Origin of the sequence: Psychrobacter sp. SHUES1 (assembly GCF_001652315.1) — a bacterium.
Classification (GTDB): Bacteria; Pseudomonadota; Gammaproteobacteria; order Pseudomonadales; family Moraxellaceae; genus Psychrobacter; species Psychrobacter faecalis.
The window spans coordinates 1-21232 of sequence record NZ_LXWA01000075.1 but is presented as its reverse complement, the minus strand read 5'-3'; the positions used below and the strand labels follow the sequence as shown (position 1 = coordinate 21232).

Annotated in this window: 18 protein-coding genes; 15 read left to right on the top strand and 3 right to left on the bottom strand. The window is 45.4% G+C overall.

Annotated elements, in window-relative coordinates:
- Positions 1-2 precede the first annotated feature (2 nt).
- Positions 3-1667 (top strand): glucose-6-phosphate isomerase, encoded by a 1665-nt coding sequence (gene pgi, locus A7325_RS10135; RefSeq protein WP_068407819.1) that lies wholly within the window; start codon positions 3-5, stop codon positions 1665-1667.
- A gap of 87 nt (positions 1668-1754) precedes the next feature.
- Positions 1755-3143 (top strand): UDP-glucose/GDP-mannose dehydrogenase family protein, encoded by a 1389-nt coding sequence (locus tag A7325_RS10130; protein ID WP_068407818.1) that lies wholly within the window; start codon positions 1755-1757, stop codon positions 3141-3143.
- A gap of 149 nt (positions 3144-3292) precedes the next feature.
- Here A7325_RS10130 and A7325_RS10125 read toward each other — a convergent pair whose 3' ends face one another.
- Positions 3293-4780, bottom strand: coding sequence for a phosphomannomutase/phosphoglucomutase (locus tag A7325_RS10125; protein ID WP_068407815.1), 1488 nt, complete (start codon positions 4778-4780; stop codon positions 3293-3295).
- A gap of 177 nt (positions 4781-4957) precedes the next feature.
- On the opposite strand from A7325_RS10125, the gene mazG reads away from it, so the two are divergent.
- The 8 genes from mazG to yjgA all read left to right on the top strand — a co-directional run bounded on the left by mazG (position 4958) and on the right by yjgA (position 12859).
- Positions 4958-5833, top strand: a complete 876-nt coding sequence (mazG, locus tag A7325_RS10120) for a nucleoside triphosphate pyrophosphohydrolase (RefSeq protein ID WP_068407814.1) — start codon at positions 4958-4960, stop codon at positions 5831-5833.
- Positions 5820-6221 (top strand): ComEA family DNA-binding protein, encoded by a 402-nt coding sequence (locus A7325_RS10115; RefSeq protein ID WP_068407812.1) that lies wholly within the window; start codon positions 5820-5822, stop codon positions 6219-6221. Before mazG ends, A7325_RS10115 begins: the two co-directional genes overlap by 14 nt.
- Positions 6222-6385: 164 nt before the next feature.
- Positions 6386-8734 (top strand): polynucleotide adenylyltransferase PcnB, encoded by a 2349-nt coding sequence (pcnB, locus tag A7325_RS10110; RefSeq protein WP_068407804.1) that lies wholly within the window; start codon positions 6386-6388, stop codon positions 8732-8734.
- 42 nt (positions 8735-8776) lie between these two features.
- Positions 8777-9331: a 2-amino-4-hydroxy-6-hydroxymethyldihydropteridine diphosphokinase gene (gene folK, locus A7325_RS10105; protein ID WP_068407803.1), complete on the top strand. Its 555-nt coding sequence runs from the start codon at positions 8777-8779 to the stop codon at positions 9329-9331.
- A 111-nt stretch (positions 9332-9442) separates the two neighbouring features.
- Complete coding sequence (panB, locus tag A7325_RS10100; protein ID WP_068407802.1) at positions 9443-10243, top strand: 3-methyl-2-oxobutanoate hydroxymethyltransferase; 801 nt, start codon at positions 9443-9445, stop codon at positions 10241-10243.
- Positions 10244-10324: 81 nt separating this feature from the next.
- The gene (gene panC / locus A7325_RS10095; protein WP_068407801.1) at positions 10325-11227 is read left to right on the top strand and encodes a pantoate--beta-alanine ligase; all 903 of its coding nucleotides are present in this window, start codon (positions 10325-10327) and stop codon (positions 11225-11227) included.
- Between the two features lie 41 nt (positions 11228-11268).
- Positions 11269-12228, top strand: coding sequence for an RNase adapter RapZ (gene rapZ, locus A7325_RS10090; RefSeq protein WP_082894374.1), 960 nt, complete (start codon positions 11269-11271; stop codon positions 12226-12228).
- Between the two features lie 118 nt (positions 12229-12346).
- Entirely contained in the window at positions 12347-12859 is a 513-nt protein-coding gene (gene yjgA, locus A7325_RS10085) for a ribosome biogenesis factor YjgA (RefSeq protein ID WP_068407800.1), read from the top strand.
- A 114-nt stretch (positions 12860-12973) separates the two neighbouring features.
- Here yjgA and A7325_RS10080 read toward each other — a convergent pair whose 3' ends face one another.
- Positions 12974-13594 carry a thiol:disulfide interchange protein DsbA/DsbL gene (locus tag A7325_RS10080; protein ID WP_068407799.1) on the bottom strand — a complete coding sequence of 207 codons (621 nt, stop codon included), beginning with the start codon at positions 13592-13594 and terminating at the stop codon, positions 12974-12976.
- A 454-nt stretch (positions 13595-14048) separates the two neighbouring features.
- Between A7325_RS10080 and ubiG the strand changes: the two genes are divergently transcribed.
- The 4 genes from ubiG to A7325_RS10060 all read left to right on the top strand — a co-directional run bounded on the left by ubiG (position 14049) and on the right by A7325_RS10060 (position 17224).
- Complete coding sequence (gene ubiG / locus A7325_RS10075; protein ID WP_068407798.1) at positions 14049-14909, top strand: bifunctional 2-polyprenyl-6-hydroxyphenol methylase/3-demethylubiquinol 3-O-methyltransferase UbiG; 861 nt, start codon at positions 14049-14051, stop codon at positions 14907-14909.
- Positions 14910-14982: 73 nt separating this feature from the next.
- A complete protein-coding gene (locus A7325_RS10070; RefSeq protein ID WP_068407797.1) occupies positions 14983-15693 on the top strand; it encodes an HAD family hydrolase in 711 nt (236 codons plus the stop codon).
- 93 nt (positions 15694-15786) lie between these two features.
- The gene (locus A7325_RS10065; protein ID WP_082894373.1) at positions 15787-16623 is read left to right on the top strand and encodes a YciK family oxidoreductase; all 837 of its coding nucleotides are present in this window, start codon (positions 15787-15789) and stop codon (positions 16621-16623) included.
- Positions 16624-16957: 334 nt separating this feature from the next.
- On the top strand, positions 16958-17224 hold the full coding sequence (locus A7325_RS10060; protein WP_068407796.1) for a DksA/TraR family C4-type zinc finger protein: 267 nt from the start codon (positions 16958-16960) through the stop codon (positions 17222-17224).
- A 114-nt stretch (positions 17225-17338) separates the two neighbouring features.
- Here A7325_RS10060 and ompR read toward each other — a convergent pair whose 3' ends face one another.
- Positions 17339-18097 (bottom strand): two-component system response regulator OmpR, encoded by a 759-nt coding sequence (gene ompR / locus A7325_RS10055; protein WP_068407795.1) that lies wholly within the window; start codon positions 18095-18097, stop codon positions 17339-17341.
- Between the two features lie 425 nt (positions 18098-18522).
- Between ompR and A7325_RS10050 the strand changes: the two genes are divergently transcribed.
- Positions 18523-21072, top strand: a complete 2550-nt coding sequence (locus A7325_RS10050; RefSeq protein ID WP_068407791.1) for a Tex family protein — start codon at positions 18523-18525, stop codon at positions 21070-21072.
- Positions 21073-21232: the final 160 nt, after the last annotated feature.

The following is a 21232-nucleotide window of genomic DNA, read 5'->3' as shown; positions in this document are numbered from 1 at the left end:
TAATGGATGAGAGAAATAATAAGGGCTATAAAAGTGCCCGCCACTCTAAGTATTGGCAGCATTTAGCCAAGTTAGCGGAGCAGCCGTGGGCGCTTGCCCCATTGTTCGCGCAGGATAATGAGCGGACGTCTCGCTTTAGCACGCAAGCGGGCGCGCTATATATGGATTATAGCAAGCAGTGTATTAATGATGCGGTGCTAGAAAATTTATTAAATTTGGCGAATAGTTGCGAGTTGTCAGGCCGTATCGATGCCTTGTTACAAGGGGCGATGGTTAATACCAGTGAAAAGCGAGCAGCGCTGCATACCGCTCTACGCTTGCCAGCTACAGAACAGCTGCAAGTTGGCACGCAAAATGTCGCCGCTGATGTACATGAGAGCTTGGCGCAGGTAGAAAGATTGTCAGAGCGGGTACGCAACGGCACATGGCGCGGATTTTCTGGCAAAGCAATCACTGATGTGGTTAATATTGGCGTTGGCGGCTCAGATTTAGGCCCGCTGATGGCGACCACCGCGCTTGATGAATGGGCAGATACTGCTATCGAGGTGCATTTTGTCTCTAACATGGATGGCACACAGCTTGATAATTTGCTCAAGCACCTAAATCCTGAAACCACTTTATTTATCATCTCCTCCAAATCTTTTGGCACCGTTGACACGCTATCCAATGCCAAGACAGCACTGTCATGGTTACTCGCTACGGCAAAGCTACGCGCTGGCACGGAAGAAAGCGTCTTGCGCCGTCATTTTATCGGCGTATCGGCCAACTGTGAAAAAATGACTGCATGGGGCATTCACCCTGAGCATCAATTGCAGCTGTGGGAATGGGTTGGCGGCCGTTTTTCATTGTGGTCGGCGATTGGACTTGCTATCGCTATTCGTATTGGCATGAATGGTTTTAAAGAGCTGCTAGCCGGCGCACATAATATGGATAAGCATTTCGCCCAAGCAGACTTTTCTGAGAATTTGCCAGTATTATTAGGTTTGCTCGCCGTTTGGAATAGTACCTTTTTACAAGTCAATGCGCATACCGTGCTGCCTTATGATGGGCGTTTGGAGTATTTGCCAAGCTACTTGACCCAGCTTGAGATGGAAAGTAATGGCAAATCGGTGACTCAGCATGGCGCGCGCCTTGATTATGATACGTGTCCAATTTTGTGGGGCGAGATTGGCTCCAATGCGCAGCATGCTTTTTATCAGCTTCTGCATCAAGGAACGCAGCAGGTCTCTTGTGACTTTATCGCTTGCGTGCGCCGTTATAGTGATGATGCGACAAATGAATCGCTACAGCAGCAGCATGAATTGTCTTTGGCAAACTGTTTAGCGCAAAGTCGGGTTTTAGCTTTTGGTAATGCTGCTATTGCTGATAAGGATATTGAAGCGGCTTCTGATGCCGATAAATACAAATATTACCGTGGTAATCAGCCGTCAACCACGCTCCTTATTGATGAGCTGACCCCGCATAGTTTGGGGGAGCTGATAGCGCTTTATGAGCACAAGGTTTATGTCATGGCCAGCATTTGGGATATCAATCCGTTTGATCAATGGGGCGTTGAGATGGGCAAGAAAATGGCAGAGTCGGTGCATACCGCCATGCAGCAAGGCGGCGATGCGCAATTCGACACCTCTACCAATCAGCTATTGCAGCATATTAAGCTGTTGTCTTAATGGCTTATGGCTAGTAGCTAGTGGCATCATGCGACTGGCTTATCCACTTATCCACGCTGCCAACTTTGCAATATAAAAGGTAATCTTATGAGCGCTGCCGCTATAAATAAACAACAGACAGATAACGACCAATCCGCACCACATTCATTTAACCAAGCCGCTAAAAACACTAGTGTTTGCGTCCTCGTCGGTCACAGTATTGAGGCCATTACCAGTGCGGTGGTACTGGCAAGTCTTGGTCATACGGTGCATCTTTATACTGATAAAGAGGTATTGACGCAGCAATTACAACAATATGGTTTTGAGCATCATTTGCAAGCGCTATGGCAGATGTACGTGCAGCAGCAGCAGATTGTCAGCTACGCTTTGCCCACTACTGCGAGTAAGCTGCTAGAGCACTATGAAAAGACGGATGATAATAGTGAGAGAAAACAAGTTGCGCTATATTGGTTATTTTTAGACAGCATTCGCTCAGTATGGCAAGCAGACAGCTGGATTACCGCCTTTAACCACAGTCATCAGCAAACCTTACCGCTTATTATGAGTGGCATTAAACAGCTGGGCGCGGTTGACGCATTGTCCAAGCAGTTGCAGCGCGCTTGGGTTTATTATGTGCCATTTGTATTCTTAAAAGATGGCGATGCGTACAGCTCAATGCTAAATCCATCATTGTTGTTGCTGGGTGAAAAAACGCCAAATAGCCGCCATCATTTAACGATGCTACAGCCTTTGATGCAACAGGCGCGCGCGTTTCATCAAGCAGATATTGCTACTATAGAGTTTGCCCGTAGTAGTATCATGGCGATGCTTGCCACAAGGGTGAGCTTTATGAATGAGATGTCGCGCTTGGCTGATAGTCAACAGGTCGATATCCAGCAAGTCAGTCACATTATGGGACTTGATGAGCGCGTAGGCAGTAGCTACTTGCAAGCAGGCTGGGGCTTTGGTGGTAATACACTACCGACAGAGTTGGTTAAGTTGCAGCAGTCCAGTACAGAAAAGAGTCTAGCTATGCCGTTACTACAGGCAGTCATTAATATCAATGAAGACCAAAAAGAGCTGATATTTCGTAAGTTTTGGCAATATTTTGATGGATTTATCGACCATAAAACCGTGGTGATTTGGGGCGGTAGTTATAAAGCGGGCTCGGGACGGACAGCAGAGTCGGCTATTCATCCGTTGTTAGCGCTACTCTGGTCTTATAATATCCGCACGCTGGTATATAGTGATAAAGCCCAAACCGAGCTTGCCGAGCTCTATGGACAGCAATCGCTACTGGAACTGATCGCCAGTCCGTACCAAAAGCTTAATGAAGCGCAGGCCATTTTTATTATCAGCTGGTTGGCAGAAAATAAGCTAGATGTTGCTAGGCTTAATGAGCAGGCGCTGCCGATATTCGATGCGCGCAATGCGCTGTCGCGAACGCAGGTTGATGATTTGGTCGGTGACTATATAGGGATTGGTCGCGCCAAATAAAGCTTTTTAACAAGGGTAAAATAAGCGTAGCAGACAAGCAGCTAATGAACTGAATCTAAATAAAAGCGCCGATTAATATAAAAATTAACCGGCGCTTTTTCGTTCTCATAAGTTCAGAATGTCTTTACTTAGCATTATGATTACTTAAGTTAAGCAGGCACCGCCCCTTTACTAGCAAGCCATTGCTGAATCTCTTGGGTTTTGGTTTGTAATAAATTCTCATCACCGCGACTTTCAATATTTAAGCGAATTAATGGTTCAGTATTGGAAGCGCGTAAGTTAAAACGCCATTCGCCAAAGTTTAAACTTAAGCCATCAAGCATCGATTTGGTTGGATTTTCGGCGCTAAACTTCTCTTCGATAGCGCTAATAATGGCTGGCGCATCATGAGTGGTCAGGTGAAAATTTAGCTCGCCTGAGCTTGGATAGGCTGCAATATAACCGCTGACCAATTCTGATAAGGTTTTACCGGTAATCGATAATAACTCAATGGTCAAAAGCCACGGAATCATGCCGCTATCGCAGTAGAAAAAATCGCGAAAATAATGGTGAGCGGACATTTCGCCGCCATAAACCGCGCCAGAATCCCGCATCACTTGCTTGATAAATGAGTGCCCAGACTTGCTAATAACCGCCTTACCGTTATGCTCATCAATGACGGCTTCGGTGTTATAAATCACTCGCGGATCATAGACGATTGACTCGCCCGCATATTTATTTAAAAACGCTTGCGCGAGCATGCCAACGACATAGCTACCATCGATAAATTCGCCGTATTCATCAAATAAAAAACAGCGGTCAAAATCGCCATCAAAGGCAATGCCAAGATCGGCTTTGTTTTCCAGCACCGCTTGCTGAGTGGCGGTTCGATTGGCCTCAATCATTGGATTGGGAATGCCATTTGGAAAGCTACCATCAGGCGTATGGTGCAATTTAAGCACTTCAATTGGCGCGCCAGCTTGTGCTAACTTGTCGATTAATAAATCAACGACGGGACCTGCGCTACCATTGCCGGAGTTGATAACCAGTTTTAGCGGTTTTAATTTATCAACATCAATAAACGTCATGACATGATTGATATAAGCGCTTTTATCCGTTAGTAATTGTAATGCGCCTTGTTGATTATCCGTACTAAATTGCCCCGATTCTGCCAACGCTTGAATCTCTGCCAAGCCATCATCGGCGCTAATCGGTTTTGAGTGTTCTTTGACCAATTTTAGGCCATTATAATTAATCGGATTGTGGCTAGCCGTCACTTCGATACCGCCCAACGCCTGATAATAACTGGTCGCAAAGTAAACCTCTTCTGTGCCTGTCATACCCAAATCAATCACATCGACACCCGCATCGAGCATACCTTTGATGGTTGCTTGTTTTAACTGCTCACTGGAGTGGCGGATATCGCTACCGATGACGATAGCTGGCATTAAGTCTTTTAGTTCAGCGGTAGCATCATTATCGGTACTGTTATAACGCTCGAATAAAATTTGGGCAAAGGCACGGCCGATACGGTAGGCGATAGCTTCATCGAGATTGACACCAAGCTCGCCGCGGATATCGTACGCTTTAAATGACTGAATGCTGATAGGGTGAAATTCTGTTGCTGGCTGGTAGCCAGTAGTCGCAGAAGTGGACATAATAATAAGCTTCCTTGTGCGTGCGCGGTAAAAAATGAGGGTGTGATAACAGGATTATAAGTCAATAAGCGTTCAATGATACACTAACTACCAAATGAGTCATAAAGCCGTAGTGGTACTTTATGTGAGCATTTTTATACTTATCCGTTTCTATGATAAAAAATATAAGAGTATTTTATGAGTGACTTAGACAACCAAACGTTAACTTCTGTTACGCCTCCCAGCTCTGTACAGGGCGTGCCAGTGGCAACTGGCGAGTTAGACGATTTATTAAAGTTAATGGCACGGCTGCGCGCAGATTGTCCGTGGGATAAAAAACAAAGCAATCATAGCCTCATTCCGTACGCGATTGAAGAAGCCTATGAGCTCGGCGAAGCGGTTCAAAGCGATGATGACGAAGATATCAAGGGCGAGCTTGGTGATGTATTGTTGCAAGTAGTTTTTCATTGTCAGATGTACGCAGAACAAGGGCGCTTTGATATTAGCGATGTGATTACCACGTTGCAAGAAAAGCTGATTCGCCGCCATCCGCATGTCTTTGAAGCCGAAACGCTAAAAGACGACGCTGCGGTAAAAGGTCGCTGGGATGAGATTAAAGCAGAGGAAGACCAAGCTCGCGCCGCACGTGGCAAGCCGAAACGTCGTTTGGATAATACCAAGGCAGGTAGTGCGCTGATGCAAGCGCAGGAAGTGCAAAAACAAGCATCAAAATTGGGGTTTGATTGGGAAGGGGTCAGCGGCGCTTTTGATAAGCTTGATGAAGAAATTGCCGAGCTAAAGGCCGAGATTTTAGATAAGCCCCAAGTTGAAATCAAAACCAATATCAGAGAGATTGAAAGGGAGCTTGGCGATTGCATGTTTGCCTTGGTCAATGTCGCGCGTAAACTCGACCTCGACGCTGAAACTGCGACCTTAACCTGTGTGCATAAATTTAAATCACGCTTTGGCTATATTGAAGAGCAGTTAGCGGCAGCTGGCAAGCGTTTAGAAGATAGCGATATCAATGAGATGGATGCGTTATGGGAAGCGGCGAAACAGCATGAACGCGACTAATAAAAGCCTATTTATTAAATGGCAGCATGCTAATTTATTTAAAAATGCCGCCGTTTTTTTAGTAGGCATATTTTCTATCATGGTGATGCTGTCTCATCCTGTCTTTGCCGCGCCATGTTTTGATAATGCTAAAAGCGCTTATCATTATCTATTGACGCAAGAAGCAGCCCAAAGCCAAGCGCGTAATCAAACCAACATAAATATCAATCGCGCCACAGAAGCAGAATTGGTGGCATTAAACGGTATTGGCAGCAGTAAAGCGCAGGCGATTATTTTATATCGCGAGATGTTTGGCGGCTTTAAAACGGTCGATGAATTAACGAAAGTCAAAGGCATCGGCGCAAAAACGGTTGAGAAAAATCGCCAGCGTTTAAGCGTACAAGATTAAGCGCTTTATTTTGTATTATTTAACCCCCACATTGACAAAATAGCATGTAAGTAAATGTCATAACACACCCACCATGGTCAAAATTTGTTAAACTAGTGGGTACATCCGCCTGATAGACGCTGTGTTCGTCGGGGTGGTTAAGAATAAAGGCGAGGAGTAGATGCATGGCCGAGCGTGCCGCCAAGCAGTTAGAACTGAATAAATCTGAATTACCCAATTCCATTACCGAAGTGATAGCCACCCTAACCCGAGCTGGGTTTGATGCTTATATCGTCGGTGGCGGCGTGCGCGATACCTTGCTAGGCTTGCGTCCAAAAGACTTTGACGCGGTCACTGATGCCAAACCTCATGAGATTAAAGATGTCTTTGGCAAGCGTTGCCGTATTATTGGGCGCCGCTTTCAATTGGCGCATGTCTACTCTGGGCGCGAACTTATCGAAGTGGCGACCTTTCGTGGTCCACCGCTCAATAATGCCAATACCAATCAAGATGGGATGATTTTGCGCGACAATGTCTGGGGCGATATTAAGCAAGATTTTGCCCGTCGCGACTTTTCTATCAATGCTTTATATTATCAACCGCTCAAAGGCGTGGTACATGATTTTTGCGGCGCGCTTGAAGATATCGATAATAAAGTTATTCGTCTCTTAGGTCATGCACCGACGCGTATCGAAGAAGATCCGGTCAGGTTGCTGCGTGCCCTGCGTTTTAAAGCCAAGCTTGGTTTTGATTTTGATAGCGAACTCGCCGCCCAGTTCCATGATGACAATTGGGCGCTGCTGGAGCAAATTTCTCCGCATCGTCTTTATGATGAAACGCAAAAAATGTTTACCGGTGGCTATTTAGTGCCGCTACTGCCGTTATTGTTTGAGTCGGGCGCGATTGACAGTTTAGTAATTTATCCGCCTGCTGAGCCAAGTGCCTTGGTCAAACAAGTCGCTATCAATACCGACAAACGTATCGCCGCTGGCAAAAGTATCAATCCTGCTTTCTTTTATGCCGCGTTATTGTGGGAAAATTATCTACATCAATTGGAAAAAGCCAAAAAACGCAATATGCCTTTTGCTGACGCGCAATTGCATGCAGCCGGCAAAGTCATCGACCGTCAGCGTATCAAGACCGCCATTCCAAAATTTGCCGAACAATTTATCCGTGATATTTGGATATTGCAGCCAAAATTGGCGGCGCCGCGCAGCAAACAAATTATCCAGTTGTCTGAGCATCCTCGTTTCCGCGCCGGTTTTGATTTCTTGCTATTGCGTGAGCAGTGCGGTGATGCCGAACATCCGCTTTCAGAGTCGACCAATGGCATGGGCGAGTGGTGGCAAACCTATCAAACCCTGACCGAACAGCAGCAAGATCAAGCGATTGATGATTTTGATGAAAACATTCGTCGCGGTGCCTATAAGCAAGGGCAGCGTGGTCGCGGGCGTAATCGTCAAAAGCCGCAAGCTTTAAACACATTAAACCATGATAAGGTAAATCACATAGAAAACAATCAACAAAATAATGTAGACGGTAACGCCTATAGCAAGCAGGCTAATGATGCCTCAAACGTGCCGTCGCGCCGCCGCCGCGCTGCCAGCCAACCTACTCAGCAGGCTAATAACAATGGCAATCATAGTGTCAGCAATAATAATCATCATAAGGGCTATGATAAGCAGCAAGCAGCACAAGATAATAATGAGCTGGCGCAATTGCAGCAGTTATCCCTGGCGAATACTGGCAAGCAAACGGCAAATAAGCGCCATGATACCAAGCCTGCACCGTTGTTTGTCATCGAGCATGAAAAAGTGGTTCCGCCATTACGTAAGCAGTTGCCAACGGACGAACAGCCAAAATCTAACGCTAAATCAAAGCAAGCGCCTGTGCAGCAAAGCCCAAAAGCTGGAAGCACTTCAACTAAGAAAGCACGAGTTGCAAGACAATCTGACAGCTCTGCTAACGCTGATAAGCAAGCGCAGCAGCATGCAAAAGCTAAACCAGTCGATACCAAGTCTGCTGCTAGTAAAGCCGATTTTGACCAGTCAGCTTTATCTACAACGGCCAATACTAATGCTGCTACTAATGTCCATACTAAGCGTACTGTCGCCCAAACGCCAGCGCTTGTCAGCATAAACAACGAGCCGATACCGTATAAACGTCGCCGCCGTCAACCTACTGCGATAGCGGATAATAGTAATACTGACAGTAAAAATAACGCTGATAACTTGCTTAACGTAGCGTCAAAACCAGTTAGCGATAAAGAGCAAGTAGTAAATACGGCCAAGTATGAGAAAAAAGCGCCTAAAGCTGCGTCAGATTTTGCTGAGGATACGCCGTCTGTTGCTAACAAACCTGTTGCTAAAAAAGCTGCTTCTAACAAACCTGCTAAAACCAAACAGGACACTAAGAAACAGACCACTCAAACTCAGTCAGCTGATAGTCAAACAGCTGCTAGTAAAATGAATGAGCAAAAAGGGCCGGTACCATCAAAACGCCGCCGTCGTCAGCCAAGCACTAACAACGGTTAAGCTTACAAACCGACTTTAAAGTACTAAAGCACAGTGAGAATTATGAACAGGCACTTTGAAGCTAGTAATGCCAATGACAATAAAAGTAGTAACGATATGAGCTGGGTTACTTGTTATGTTGGTTTAGGCAGCAATCTAGAAAACGAGCTAGGTTCGCCGGTAGAGCATTTACAGCAAGCCATCGTAGCTATGCAAGAAAATAAGCAAATACGAGCGGTACGAGTGTCTTCTTTCTACGCTTCGGCGCCGATGGGACCGCAAGATCAGCCTGACTTTGTCAATGCGGTGGTAGGTTTTGAGACTACCTTAACTGCGTTTGAGCTGCTTGCATTTTGTCAATTGCTAGAGCAACAAGCTAAACGCGCTCGTCTGCGCCGCTGGGGTGAGCGCAGCCTTGATGTCGATATTTTATTGTATGGGAATATCAAAATCTCAGAGCCGCAATTAACGATACCGCACGCAGGTTTGCATGAACGTAATTTTGTTTTGTTACCGCTACGAGAGTTGGCGCCAGAGTTAATCATTTTAAACAAACCAATAACGGATTATCCGTCCAGTGACGATTGGACGGGACTAAAGCTATTAATACTGAATTAACGCCTCTTTAGTGCCTCTGTCGAATTATGAATAAGTTGGATGCTACGATAGTGGGTGTGCATTTTATTAAAATATCAAAAGCTATAAATAGTTAACCGCATTGAGGGTGATATGACAACATTATCTACTTTAAATAAATTTAAAAAAGACGGTGTTAAATTCACCTGTCTGACCTGCTATGACGCCATGTTTGCGCGCATGATGGACAACGCGCAAATTGATGCGATTTTGATCGGTGACAGTCTGGGCATGGTGGTACAGGGTCATGATTCAACCTTGCCAGTTAGCGTCGATGATATGGCTTATCATACGGCCAATATCGCCCGTAGTAATAAGCATGCGCTGATTTTAGCGGATTTGCCGTTTATGAGTTATGTGACGCTCCCAGATGCGGTGGCCAATAGCCGCAAGCTGATGCAGGCGGGCGCGCATGTGATTAAAATCGAAGGCGGTAGTGAGCTTTGCGATTTGGTCAAAACCTTGGCGCAAGCAGGTACGCCGACTTGTGTGCATTTAGGACTGACGCCGCAATCTGTCAATGTCTTTGGTGGTTATAAAATACAAGGTCGCGGTGATGCAGCAGCAGAAAAACTGCTTGCTGATGCTAAAGCGGTCGTCGAGGCGGGTGCAGCGCTTTTGGTATTAGAGTGTGTACCCGCTGAGCTTGCTAAAGCAGTTACAGAAGCCGTAGCTGTGCCGGTTATTGGGATTGGCGCTGGTGCTGCTACTGATGGTCAAGTTCTGGTCATGCATGACATGCTTGGTATGGTGCACGGCCGCGTGCCACGCTTTGTCCATGACTTTTTAACTGACGAGCGTAATAGCGCGCGTAGTATTGAAGGGGCTTTTGCGCTGTATCAGCAGTCGGTACGTGACGGCAGTTTTCCCACTGAGCAGCACCAATTTAGCTAGCCGTATTAAAGTAAGTCGTATTTAATTTAATGATTTGACCATTATCAGTAGCACAAGCTGTCAGGATAAAACATAGTAACTATGCCAATTATTCATCATCACATCTCAGCACTGCGTAACGCTCTAAACCCTTATCGTGATCAGCAAGAGGGCAAGCAGCGTATTGCGTTAGTGCCAACGATGGGCAATCTACATGATGGCCATCTTGAGCTGGTCAAGCTTGCCAAACAACATGCCGATATTGTGGTGGTGAGTATCTTTGTCAATCCTACCCAATTTGGCGTCGGTGAAGACTTTGATAGCTATCCTCGGACGTTAGATGCAGACGTTGCCAAACTTACTACTGTTCATGCTGATTACGTGTTTGCGCCCAGTATTGATGAGATGTATCCGGTATTGCCGCCACCAACGTCCGTTCGCGCGGGCGCAATCACCAGCCAGTTATGTGGCCAATCGCGTCCAAGTCATTTCGATGGCGTTGGCATTGTCGTCTCAAAGCTCTTTAATATCGTCCAGCCAGAAGTGGCCGTATTTGGGCAAAAAGACTATCAGCAGTTGGCCATTATTCAGCAGTTGGTGCGTGATTTAAGTTACCCCATTGAAATTATTGGCGCACCTATTGTAAGGGCGGCTGATGGTTTAGCTTTGTCTTCGCGCAATCAGTATTTAACTGAAACTGAGCGCAATATCGCTCCTATACTTCATCAAGAATTACAGCTACTAGCCGACCAGCTAATGAATGGCGCGCATATCGAACAAGGGCCTGCGCATTTATTAGCAGCGGCTAGCGCGCGTATCACTGCAGCGGGTTTTATCATTGATTATTTAGAAGTCAAAACGGCGCAGCTTGATGCTTTAGAGATAAATGAAGAATCTGCAATTTCCGCTGGAAGTCAGCAAGATTTGGTGATTTTAGTTGCTGCTTGGTTGGGCCGTGCACGCTTGTTAGACAATCAGCTAGTGACGGTAACACTGCCGTCATGAGTGCGGGAGTGGCTAGACGCAATGTATAAGGATGACGGATCATGAGTACAACTAAGGACAATGAGCACGCCAAATCAGATAACGAGCAGACACAGACACATAAAGATGGTTTAAGTATCTTGGTGGTGTCAGGGCGCTCAGGCTCGGGCAAAACCTCTGTACTCAATATCCTAGAGGATTTGGGCTATTATTCTATTGATAATATGCCTTTGTCATTGGTCCCCGAGGCGGCGCAAAAGCTGGTTTGTGATAGCGGGATTAAGCGCGTCGCCCTTGGGGTCGATATTCGCACCCCACGCGCTGATTTGTCAAATTTCGCCGAAATACACGATACGTTAAAGCGGACGTATGGCGAAGAGGCGCTCACCGTCATTTATGTGACGGCGCAAGAGGATATCTTGGTGGCGCGCTTTAATGCTACCCGCCGCATTCATCCTTTAATGGTGCAAGACAGCAAAGGCATAGAAAATACCACTGATAATTTACCAGCGGCGATTGAAAAAGAAAACCAGCTTTTACAGCCGATATTTAGGCGTGCGGATCTTAAAATTGATACCAGTATGCTAAATATTCATCAGCTAAAAGAACGCCTGCGCGATTATGTTGGGGCTGACAATCAAATCGCCATTAACCTGTTATCATTTGGTTTTAAATACGGCAGCCCAATCGATGCCGACTTTGTCTTTGATGTGCGCATTTTGCCCAATCCGCATTGGAACCCAAAACTGCGCGCTGCGACAGGTCTGGATGTGGAAGTTGCTGAATTTTTTGCTGATTATCCAGAGGTGGCAGAGATGACTAATGATATCGCTACATTTCTGACGCGCTGGTTGCCAGATTTTTTACACAACAACCGTCATACGGTAACGGTTGCGATTGGCTGCACCGGTGGTAAGCATCGCTCAGTATTTATTACCAAGCACTTGCAAAACATATTAACTACCAGCCTGCCCGAAGGTTTGAGTATTACCGCTAAGCACCGCGAAAAACATCGTTGGTAAAGCTAGGCTAGTAATGCTAATTATTAATGGTTATTAGCTACGATGAATGCTCAAGCAATATAGTTAGCAAGACGCAATAAAATCTATTATTTACTATCTCGAAAAATGGAAAGCTTTTATGATTGACTGGTCAGAACAAGATATGCGCGTCTCGCGCACAGAGCTCAAAAAAGCTCATGAGCGCTTGCAAGCATTGTCGATACCGCTTGCCAGCTTATCGAAAAAACAGCTCAAAAACCTGCCCGCAAGCGATTATTTTATGGCAGAGCTGATGGCGCTTGCTGATATTACCAGTGCCAATGCGCGAAATCGTCAAACCAAACGGGTCGGCAAACTCATCAGTGAAGAAAACCGCCATGAATTGGTCAAAGCCTTGTTCGACGCTTTTTTTCCAAAAGAGCAGATTTCTAAAATCGAAAGCTGGATTGAGCGTTTAAATATCAATGATGAAGGCACGCTAAAGCAGTTTGTGAAACAGTACAAAGCCTCTGAGCGTAATAGTTTGTATCAGTTACTGCTATGGATTGAATATGCCAAACATACACAAGACGATGAATTGATGGCGGAGTCTAAAGAAGATTTGGCCAGTTATATTCGTGAAGTGGCGATATTGTCGCAGCTGAAAAGCTAACTATTTATGTTAGTGCTAATAACAGTTCATAGTCCATAAAAAAGCCAATCTGTAACGATTGGCTTTTTGCATTTTTATAAACGTTCATTTTCTTAATAATTCACACATCTTAAATTATTTTTTCTCGGCGCGTACTTTATCAACGAGATAATCAACCACTTTAGGAACAGTGGCGCTTTCACCAGTCACCACATACTTACCATGGACGACTACTGCTGGTACGCCTGAAAGCTGATAACGCTTAGCACCAGCTTGTGAGCGACCAATTTTTGTGCCAACGGCAAATGAGTTATAAAGACTATTGAATTTCTTTTCATTCACCCCTTTAGATGCGTACCATTTGCTCAGTGACGCTTGGTCAAATAACTGTTTACCATCTTTATGCACCGCATCAAATAGGGCATCATGGGTTTTGTCTTCATAGCCTAGTAATTGCGCGGCGTAGAAACCACGGGCGCTGGCTTCCCAAACAGGGTTTAGCGCGGCTGGGGTTTTGAAAAATGCCACGTCTTTGTCTTTGGTTTTTGCCCATTTTTCCATATGTGGATTGAGGACGTTACAATGCGGGCAGCCATACCAAAAGAATTCACGCACAATGATAGCATCACCGCTGATTTTTTCTGGATTGTCTAGCACGCGGTAGTCTTTTCCTGCGACATAATTGGCGGCTTGTGCGCCCATATTGGCAAACCCAATAGCACAAGCCAAACCAGTCAATGCGATGATACGTTTCATACTTTTTCCTTGAGGTGTCGAGATTCAGAATAATTGTTTCAGAAGGTTCGATTCAGCAGTCATTTAACGCATTTGTATAGAGGTCTCACAAGCTTAAGCGGCAATGCGTCGCCTAAATCACCCTTTTATAGACTACTGCCTATAATAGCGTAAAATGCCCATAGTTGTGAACCCGATTCTTAACTAACGGTTGTAAAGCTGTGAGCTATTATTTAAGGTATCTTACTTATGGTTTTGCGCTTATTTTATATCATAAATTTCAGCCCGATCGTCAATCCAAAATCGTTAAGCCAAATTTTTTCAATTTAAAAATAACTGACTCATAAGGCTATAATTTGCGCGTTTCACAAAAGGTGACCATGTACTCACGACAAAGTTGCTGCTCTCATGCTAATATTGAGCGTAGCATCATACTTCCCGATAATAACTATAATGCCAATAAAGGAAAAATCCTATGAGCCAAGTTTTACCTTCTGCGCAGCCTGTGAGTCATCAACAAAATAATCCTACTGACAATATGAGCGATATTGATAATGTTACTAGCGAATTCAATCAAAATACGGCGATCAACGTTGATGCCAGCGAAGTAGAAAAATTCAATAATTTGGCGAGCGAGTGGTGGAATAAAACCGGCGCCTTTGCCACCTTACACGAAATCAATCCGCTACGCCTTAATTGGATAGAAGACAACGTCAAGCGCGGCTTTATGAGTGCCGATAGCAGTAAAACCGCAGAGATGGGCTTGGCGGGTAAAAAAGTTCTTGATGTCGGCTGCGGCGGCGGTATTTTGTCAGAATCAATGGCGCGACGCGGCGCTGATGTTACTGGTATTGACCTTGGTACCGAAAACCTCAAAGCGGCGGCCTTACATGCAGAGCAAAGCAATTTAGATGATACCTTGCGTTATCAGCACATTCCGATTGAGCAATTGGCTGAAAGCCATGCCGGTCAGTTCGATGTGGTCACTTGTATGGAGATGCTCGAGCATGTACCAGACCCAACTGCCATCGTTGAGGCGTGCTTTAAGCTACTAGCGCCAGGCGGCGTTTGCGTGCTCTCGACCATTAACCGCAACCCTAAATCCTACTTATTTGCCATCGTTGGCGCTGAGTATGTATTGCGCCTACTTGATCGCGGCACCCATGATTACGCCAAATTTATAACCCCAGCCGAATTGGATAAAATGGCAATTAATACGGGTTTCAGCCGTCAAGATATCATTGGGCTGCATTATAATCCGTTGACCAAACGCTACTGGTTGGCGCAAAACGTCGATGTCAATTATATGATGGCGGTACAAAAACCGCTGTCGTAAATCGTTTTTATAAGTATTCCTTTTTAACCACTTTTTAAATCCATGTTTTAAATCAATATTAAGAGCGCCTGTTATGAGTCAATTTGTAAAAGCTGTCTTGTTCGACCTTGATGGGACGTTAATCGACACTGCCGCCGATTTCGTCCGGATTATTGGTAAAATGAGCGGCGAGAATGATTGGCAAGCGCCACCTGAAGCTGAGATTCGTGAGCAAGTTTCCGCAGGCGCTTCGTCGATGGTACGCTTGATGCTGCGTCATAACGGCCAACTTGAGGTTAGTGAAGAAGATTTATTTGAGTTTCGTCAGCAGTTTTTAGACGATTATGAAGCCGATATTTGCGTCGATAGCTGTGTTTTTAGCGAGCTTGAAGAAGTACTGCGCACCTTAGAGGATAAAGGCGTGCCGTGGGGAATTGTCACCAATAAGCCGCGCTATTTAGCAGAACTTTTGCTAGAAACAATGCAGTTAGATGAGCGCTGCTCGGTACTGGTTTGTCCTGATGATGTATCACGCTCTAAGCCAGATCCAGAGCCGATGTATATGGCGTTGGAAAAACTCGCTATCCCGCGCGGCGCTGCTGAAAGCGTACTTTATATTGGCGACCATATACGCGATATTGAAGCGGGCAACGCCGCTGGTATGACAACCATTTTAGCTGCCTATGGTTATATCCCGCCTGAAGATCAAAAAAACTTAAAGAAATGGGGCGCCGACTACATTACCGACACTCCTAAAGAATTGAGTAAGCTTTTACTCTCTTCTGGTAAGTTTGACTACTTATAAAATAACTACTTATAAAGCAAATAAGCCATTCATCGAGATAGCTAATAAGCAACCTACTATTAAATCATCAAATAATAAGCAGTGAGTAATGCCATGAGTGACAATACTAATCCGCCCACGCCGCAGCAAGCCAATCAAGCAGCTGCGCAAAACGCTGTACCCTCTATATCGCACGACGCTATTCGTAATTTTATACCGCCTGATAACTGCTTAGATGGTAAAACAATCTTAGTCACGGGTGCTGGTGATGGTATCGGCCGTGTTGCCGCCTTGAGCTATGCGCGCTATGGCGCAACGGTATTATTGTTAGGGCGTACCAGTAGCAAACTTGAATACGTTTATGATGAAATCGAAAGCTTTGGCGGCAAGCAGCCTGCCATGCTACCGATGAATCTTGAAGGCGCGACTTATGCTGAGATGCAAACGCTAGAGAATTTGATAGCAAAAGAAGTCGGACAGCTCGATGGGGTATTGCACAACGCTGGCATGCTAGGTGCTTTGACACCGCTTGAGATGTACGATGTTGATATGTTTGCTCAAGTGATAAAGGTCAACTTTACTTCCACCTTTATGCTTACCCAAGCGCTACTGCCGTTACTTAAAGACGCCGCTCATGGTTCTATCGTCTTTACCTCTAGTAGCGTTGGCACCCATCCGCGCGCGTTTTGGGGTGCCTATGCACTGTCTAAGCAAGCGGTAGAAGGCATGAGTGATATCTTTACCCAAGAGACGCAAAATACCACCAATTTACGCTTCAATTGCATCAATCCTGGCGGCACCCGTACCAATATGCGCGCTCATGCTTTTCCCGGTGAAAATCCGATGAGCCTGAAAACGCCAGAAGATATTATGGGCGGTTATGTGTTTTTGATGAGTGATGAAAGCATCGGCGTGCGCGGTCAAGTGGTTGAGCTGCAACCAAAAGATTAATCATCATTTGCTATCTTATTGCCCATTATTTTTATCACTATTAGGGCGTGTCTTCATTTTAAAAATGGTGATAAAAATGAGATAAATTGCAGTCAAACAAGGAAAATAGCGCCGTTAATATCGGGATATTACCTAGCTATTTGATGAAGTTTGGCAAAATTTAGCCATTTTTAGCCCATTTAGATGTCCATCGATTGAATTGAAGACACGCCCTAATGGTGTTTATAAAAGCGTTTATTGATTGAAATAAGTGCCATATAACCCCATCTATTTGTTATTAAAGACTTTTATCAATTAAAGCCTAAATAGCATTAATAAAAAATAGGATACGATTATGGCAGGTGGCTGGTCAAGAGATGGAGCAGAACATGAGCAAATGGATGCAACGGTTAACGATGCGTTAGAGCGCGCACGGCGAGCACTGCCAACCGGTGAAAGCGCTGAGTTTTGCGATGAGTGTGGCAATCTCATTCCAGAAGCCCGGCGCATAGCGGTACCGGGTGTGCAGCACTGCGTTAGCTGTCAGTCTGAGCTTGAAAAAGAAGCAAAGGCAACTGAGCTATTTAATCGCCGCGGTAGTAAGGACAGTCAATTACGTTAGTTTTATGCATAAGGCATTAAATATTAAAGCAATAGTTAGAACCATAAAAAGCCCTGCACATTAATTGCAGGGCTTTTTTATGGCATTAAATAGTATCAACATTGAATGCTAAAGCTATTCACTTTTAGCCGCTTCAACTTCTGCTTCATCGGGTACGAATACATAGCCGACGCCCCAAACGGTTTGGATATAACGCGCCTGTGACGGATTATCCTCAATCAGGCGGCGCAAACGTGATACTTGCACATCGATAGAACGCTCCATCGCACCCCATTCACGACCGCGAGCAAGGTTCATCAATTTATCACGCGTCAACGGCTCACGCGGATGCTGCACCAAGGCCTTTAATACTGAAAATTCACCAGTCGTCAAAGTGACCACATTGCCATCACGTTTTAGGGTACGGGTCGATAAATCAAGCGTCCATGGTCCAAACTCAACCACTTCAAGTTGATGGCTTGGCGCACCCGGCAGCTCACGATTTTGGCGACGTAGTACCGCCTTGATACGTGCTAGTAGCTCTTTTGGGTTAAATGGCTTTGGCAAATAGTCATCAGCACCGGCTTCAAGGCCAGCGATACGATCGGCGTCTCCGCCTTTGGCCGTCAGCATGATAATTGGAATATCGCCATTATCTTCACGCAAACGCTTACAGATACTAATACCGTCTTCGCCTGGCAGCATCAAATCCAATACCACCAATGAGAACAGCTCACGTTGCATCAATTTGTCCATCTGATTGCCATCATGAGCGGTACGGACGACAAAACCATCGTCTTCTAGAAAACGTTGTAATAAAGAGCGCAAGCGAGCATCGTCATCAACGACCAAAATGCGCTGGTTTAAGGTGTCAGGGCTGTTGTTATCTGTCATACAGTCATCCTCTTATAAAAATTATTATTGGTAGAAATTGTGATTAAAAATACAAGGGTAAATATTTTTGTTAATAAAAATAGAATCCAGAAAAGCATCCATAAAGGTATCAATATTAGTGCTGCTAGCTAGAAATCATTCCATCGATTGCTAAAAATCAATAAATATAACAAACTAGTGTTCAGTACAGTAGTAAACTGCAATATTTGTGCGATTGAGACTTTAGTGTATAAGATTGCTGTAATAATTGCATCAATGATAATGCTAAATGCTGTATGCGTTTGTTTAACAAGGCGCAAGAACGGGCGATATCAGACGATTTTTGCCAGAAAACAGGCGATAAATAACGAAAAGATAAAAAGGATTTTTATTCATGCAGCTTTTGCTATAATGCAAAACTACATTTCTCAACGATTGATACGTCTATGAGTAGCACTGATACCTTAACGCCATCTCAAACCTCGACAAATGCACAGGTTTTGGATGCAACCACACACGCGAATATTCACGACAAGCTTGCTCGCGCGCTTGGCATTAAGACTGCTCAAGTCAATGCGTTTGTCGAACTTTACGATGAAGGCGCGACCGTGCCTTTTATCGCCCGTTACCGTAAAGAAAAGACGCAGAATCTTGATGATGCGCAGCTGCGAGCTTTAGAGAAGTCGCTTAATTATGAGCGCGATATGGCAACCCGTCGCCTCAAAATCACCGAGCTGCTAAGCACACAGGGCAATTTGACTGACGAGCTGCAGACGCGTATTGATAATGCGACGTCGAAACTCGAGCTTGAAGACATCTACTTGCCATACCGTCCGCGGCGCCGCTCACCAGCGGCCAAAGCACGCGCCGCTGGTCTTGATGTGGCCGCACAAGCGCTGTTAACACAAGAGATTACACCGACAGAGGCGCTTGCCGATTATCAAGCACAATCTAGCATTACCGATGACAGTGGTAATGAGATTGAAGTTGACTTCAGCGATATCGACAAGCAATTGGCAGGCGTACAAGCCATCATCGTTGATGAATGGACGCAAGCGTTAGACTTACTCGATAATCTACGCAGTGGCTTTGCGAAAACGGCGAGTATCGTATCGAGCGTTGCTAGTGAAGAAAAACGCGAAGTTGGCGAGAAGTTCAAAGATTACTTTGAACATAGTGAAAGCTTGGCGCGTCTGCCGAATCATCGTTTATTAGCGATGCTGCGTGGTCGCCAAGAAAACGTTTTAGGTCTTAAAATCGAAGGCGAAGACGCGCCATTTATTGAAAAAATCGTCAAGCACTTTGAGATTGATGCCAAAGCGCCAGCAGAACGTCAAGAGTTTTTAGTTGAGGCCGCGACCAGCTTATGGAAAGAAAAATGGCGTCCGCATATCGAACATCGTTTATTGACGGAAAAACGTCTGACCGCTGAAGCCGATGCGATTGATGTCTTTGCCAATAATTTACAGCATTTACTTATGGCAGCGCCTGCTGGCCGTAAAGTGATTTTGGGTGTTGATCCGGGTATCCGTCATGGCGTCAAAATGGCGATTGTTGATGCCCAGGGCCATGTCATGCTAGATGGCGAAGAAAAGCCTGTCGTCGCAACCGTTTATCCATTCGCCCCTGATAATAAGATGGATGAAGCCAAAAAAGTCATCGATGAATTATTAAGTACTTATAATGTAGATTTGGTCGCTATCGGCAACGGTACCGCGAGCCGCGAAACAGACGCGATGATTAAAGAGATTTTGGCTGCCAACGCTGAGTTAAAAGCCAAAGCCGTAATCGTTAATGAGTCAGGCGCTTCTGTTTATTCGGCGAGTGAGCTTGCCAGTGACGAGCTTGCCAATTTAGATGTCTCGGTACGCGGTGCGGTTTCTATCGCCCGCCGCTTGCAAGATCCGCTATCAGAGCTAGTTAAGGTTGACCCAAAAGCGATTGGCGTGGGTCAATATCAGCATGATGTCAACCAAACCCAGTTGGCAGACAGCCTAGATAAAGTCACGCAAGACAGCGTGAACGCCGTTGGTGTTGATGTAAATACCGCAAGTCCTGCTATCTTGGCGCATATTGCTGGTTTAAATAAAAATGTCGCCCAGCAAATCGTCACCTATCGTAAAGAGCACGGCGCCTTTGATAGCCGTGAAGCATTAAAGAACGTCCCACGCTTAGGGGTAAAAACCTTTGAGCAAGCAGCAGGTTTCTTACGTGTGCACGGCGGTAGCAATCCCCTTGATGCGACAGGCGTGCATCCAGAAAGCTATGCGTTGGTTGACAGCTTACTTGAGCAAACAGGTAAAACGTTGCCAGAAGTCATCGGTAACGATGGCGTGCTAAACAGCATCGATACCACTGCGCTCGCTGCTAATGATGACAATATCAGTGTCAAAGCCATCATCGAAGAGCTTGCCAAGCCTGCACGTGATCCGCGCCCTGAGTTTAAAACGGCTAACTTCCGTGAAGACGTTAATAGTATTAAAGACTTAAGCGAGGGCATGCAGCTTGAAGGTGTTGTTACCAACGTGACAGCCTTTGGTTGCTTCGTTGATGTCGGCGTCCACCAAGATGGTCTTGTGCATATCTCACAGATGGCCAATGACTTCGTTGCTGACCCGATGAACCGCGTCAAACCAGGCGATATCGTCTCGGTACGTGTGATTTCTATCGACGAAAAACGCGGCCGTATCGGTTTTAGTATGAAGCCTGAATCTGAAAAACCCGTACGCCCAGCTGCGAAGTCAACTGCAGAAGGTACGGGTAATGAGAATAAAACCAATCGTCCACGTAGCAACCGTCCAAGTGATAGTCGTCCAGCGGCTGATAAGCGTTCGTCAAAACCACGTGGCAATCGTCAAGATAAAGATAATGCCAACAACCGTCGTAAAGCACCTAGAGCGGAGAAAGCAGCAGCATCTAATAAAGAAGCACCTAATAAAATAGGCACGCTTGGCGCCCTGTTGCAGGAAGCTGGCGTTACTAAAACTAAAAAATAATATTTATCATAATGATTAACCAAAAAAGGCAGCCATCTGGCTAATGCCAGTCAGTTAACGCTGACTGGTATTTTTTTTGGGATATTTTTGTGGTTTACCCTTAACTACCCTCGGGCAAGATCGCTTTCTACGTTCAGGAATGACAAACAATTTTCCTTCC